The 2,861-nt window shown below is 66.3% G+C and carries 4 protein-coding genes; 2 read left to right on the forward strand and 2 right to left on the reverse strand.

Going from position 1 to position 2,861, the window contains the following annotated elements:
- Positions 1-21 precede the first annotated feature (21 nt).
- A complete protein-coding gene (locus V3H18_RS16440; RefSeq protein WP_332083163.1) occupies positions 22-387 on the reverse strand; it encodes a hypothetical protein in 366 nt (121 codons plus the stop codon).
- A gap of 206 nt (positions 388-593) precedes the next feature.
- On the opposite strand from V3H18_RS16440, the gene apaG reads away from it, so the two are divergent.
- Complete coding sequence (gene apaG / locus V3H18_RS16445; RefSeq protein ID WP_332083166.1) at positions 594-986, forward strand: Co2+/Mg2+ efflux protein ApaG; 393 nt, start codon at positions 594-596, stop codon at positions 984-986.
- Between the two features lie 11 nt (positions 987-997).
- Positions 998-2,158 carry an acetylornithine deacetylase gene (argE, locus tag V3H18_RS16450; protein WP_332083164.1) on the forward strand — a complete coding sequence of 387 codons (1,161 nt, stop codon included), beginning with the start codon at positions 998-1,000 and terminating at the stop codon, positions 2,156-2,158.
- Between the two features lie 91 nt (positions 2,159-2,249).
- Here the strand turns inward: argE and V3H18_RS16455 are convergent, their stop codons facing one another.
- Positions 2,250-2,459 carry a hypothetical protein gene (locus V3H18_RS16455; RefSeq protein ID WP_332083165.1) on the reverse strand — a complete coding sequence of 70 codons (210 nt, stop codon included), beginning with the start codon at positions 2,457-2,459 and terminating at the stop codon, positions 2,250-2,252.
- Positions 2,460-2,861 lie beyond the last annotated feature (402 nt).

The following is a 2,861-nucleotide window of genomic DNA, read 5'->3' on the forward strand; positions in this document are numbered from 1 at the left end:
GCGCGCGCCTGCCCGACGCCGTCAGGCGCGGGCGGCGGGGGGCGCCCGGGCGCAATGCGACCGAACGGCGCGCGCCGCCGGCGACGAAAAATCCGTCGCGCCGAAGTCGATCAGCGCGTAATCGACGGGGGCCGAGGCGTCATGCGTCCAGTCAGCGACCCAGGCGTGCCAGGGCTCGGCGCAGAGACAACAGGATTGGCAGTGGCGATGATGGCCGGATTTTTCCGCCGGGCCGGAGTCGTCGGGAGCATAGCGCTCATGGCAGGGCGCGGCGAACGCGCGCTCGGGCGAGGGAGGCGCGGCTTGCGCGAGGCTCGCCCCGCCCGCAATGGCCTGCACGACCATTGCGAGCGCGAGCAAGAGCGCGCGGAGCGACGACAGGCTCATTCCCTCTCCTGACGCAAAACTGACAGATCGTTATGTACACGTTACCTTGCCGCGCCAATATGCGGCGGGCGGGCTCAGGCGCAAAAAGCTTGAGATGTGTCAATTGCGCAACAGGGGTTCGGCGCCCAATTTTGCGGCCGTCGAGTCGCAAGATGCTCGCTCAAAACCATTTCCCTTTGGCGCAGCGCGTTCTAATCTCCGTCGCCATGTATATCGCCATCACTAGGGACATTCAGGTTACGGCCCTGCCCGACTTTCTGCCGGATCGCTCCGATCCCGATCAAGGCCGCTATTTCTGGGCCTATACGATCGAGATCGCTAACTTGGGACGCGTGCGCGTGCAGCTCGTCTCGCGGCACTGGATCATCATCGACGCCGAAGGCCGCCGCGAGGAAGTGCGCGGTCCCGGCGTCGTCGGCGAGCAGCCCGTGCTCGAACCGGGCGAGACCTTTCGCTATGCCTCCGGCTGCCCCCTCAGCACGCCTTCGGGACTGATGCAGGGGAGCTACCGGATGGTCACCAGCGCCGGCGAAACCTTCGACGTCGAGGTCCCCGCCTTCTCGCTCGACAGCCCCTTGTCCCATCCGACGCTGAACTGAGGCGGAAGCGGATGAGCCGCCTCGAAAGCGCCATCGACCTCCTCGCGAAGCTCGTGGCCTTCGACACCGAAAGCTCGAAATCAAATCTGCCGCTGATCGACTTCGTCGAATCCTATTTGCGCGAGCAGGACGTGGCCTTCGTGCGCCAGCCCAACGCCAGGGGCGACAAGGCGGCGCTCTTCGTCACCATCGGCCCGGGCGCGCCCGGCGGCGTGGTGCTCTCTGGACATACGGACGTCGTCCCGGTCCAGGGACAAGCCTGGAGCGCGGACCCTTTCGTCCTCCGCCGCGACGCGAGCCGACTTTATGGCCGAGGCGCCGTGGACATGAAAGGCTTCGACGCCGCCTGTCTGGCGATGATCCCGGAATTCAAATCGGCGCGCCTCGCGCGGCCGATCCATATTCTGCTCAGCTACGACGAGGAAACCACCTGTCTCGGCCCCTTGGACGTGATCGCGCGGCTCGGCGTCGATCTGCCGCGTCCCTCGGCCGTCGTCGTCGGGGAGCCGACCTCCATGGAGGTGGCCGACGCCCATAAAAGCGTCGCGACCCATGTGACGCGGGTGCGCGGGTTCGAAATCCATTCGGCCAATCTGCATCGCGGCGTCAGCGCCGTGCACGTCGCCTGCAAGCTCGTTTGCGAACTCGACCGCATCGGCGAGGAGCTGCGGGCGGAAGGCGATCCGAGCGGGCGGTTCGATCCGCCCTTCTCGACCATCCATGTCGGCGTCATCCATGGCGGCACGGCGCGCAACATCGTCGCCAAGGACTGCGAATTCCTCTGGGAGTTTCGCAGCCTGCCAGGCGTTTCGCCGAACTTGGCGCGCGATCGTCTGGAGAACTTTTGCGATGGGCTGCGCGCAACCGTCTTCGCAAATTTTCCCGATACCGGAATCGAAACGACGACGGAAAACCAGGTGCCGGGGCTTGCGCCCCAGCCGGGCTCTCCGGCGGAGACGCTGGCGCTGCGGCTGGCGAAGCGCAATGCGACGATCGCCGTGCCCTACGCCACCGAGGCGGGCCAGTTCCAGCGCGCCGGCCTCTCCGCCGTGGTCTGCGGGCCGGGACGCATCGACCAGGCGCATCAGCCGGACGAATATATAGAGATCGCGGAGCTCGCCGCCTGCGTCGAATTTCTGCGCGGCCTGGCGCTCGAGCTTCAAGCCGCATGAAACGCGGCGAATGGCCTCTCCGGCGATTAGGCCGGAGAGGCGAAATGGCTTCTTAAATAAATTCGTAAAGCAATAAGCGTCGGATGGCCGATCAGCACACCCAATGCCAGCGGCCGTACCACCAGCGCCAGCAATAGCCGCCATAGCCACCGCCCCAACCCCAGGGACGATGCCAGCCCCAGCCGCCGTGCCAACCAAGTCCGTGCCAGCCGGGACCGTGCCAGCCCGGGCCGGCGGCCGCGGGCCCGGCGGCGAAAAGCGCTCCAGCGAGCAGCGCCGCGATTGAAATCTTCTTCAACATGATCATTCTCCCTGACTAATGAGCAATAAGGCGCTCAGAAGAGCGCATCGAACCCTGCGCCGGAAAGCGCCGGAAAACTGTGCGTCAGCGCACCGGCCTCGCCTTCCGCCCGCCGGCGCCCCGCGCACATTGGCCAGCGCGGCCGAAGGCTCGACCTTCTTGCGAAACGGCCCGCAACGGGCGCCGCAAGCGCGGCGCGCCTTGTTTTTCGCGCATTGCTTTCGGCAAGTGAGCGGCTATAGTCCGCGCGCGTTGCGACGCTCCGCGGCGAAGCGCGCGCGTCATCTTGCTCAGACCTCAAGAGTTTTTCGCGATGAAGCTGATCCCGGACGCCTTGGCGCAAGCCGAATCTCCGTCACCGCCGCCCACCGCCGAAGCGCCGGCTCCCGCCCCTGCGGCGCC

This window comes from Methylocystis borbori, from assembly GCF_036576025.1.
Taxonomy (GTDB): domain Bacteria; phylum Pseudomonadota; class Alphaproteobacteria; order Rhizobiales; family Beijerinckiaceae; genus Methylocystis; species Methylocystis borbori.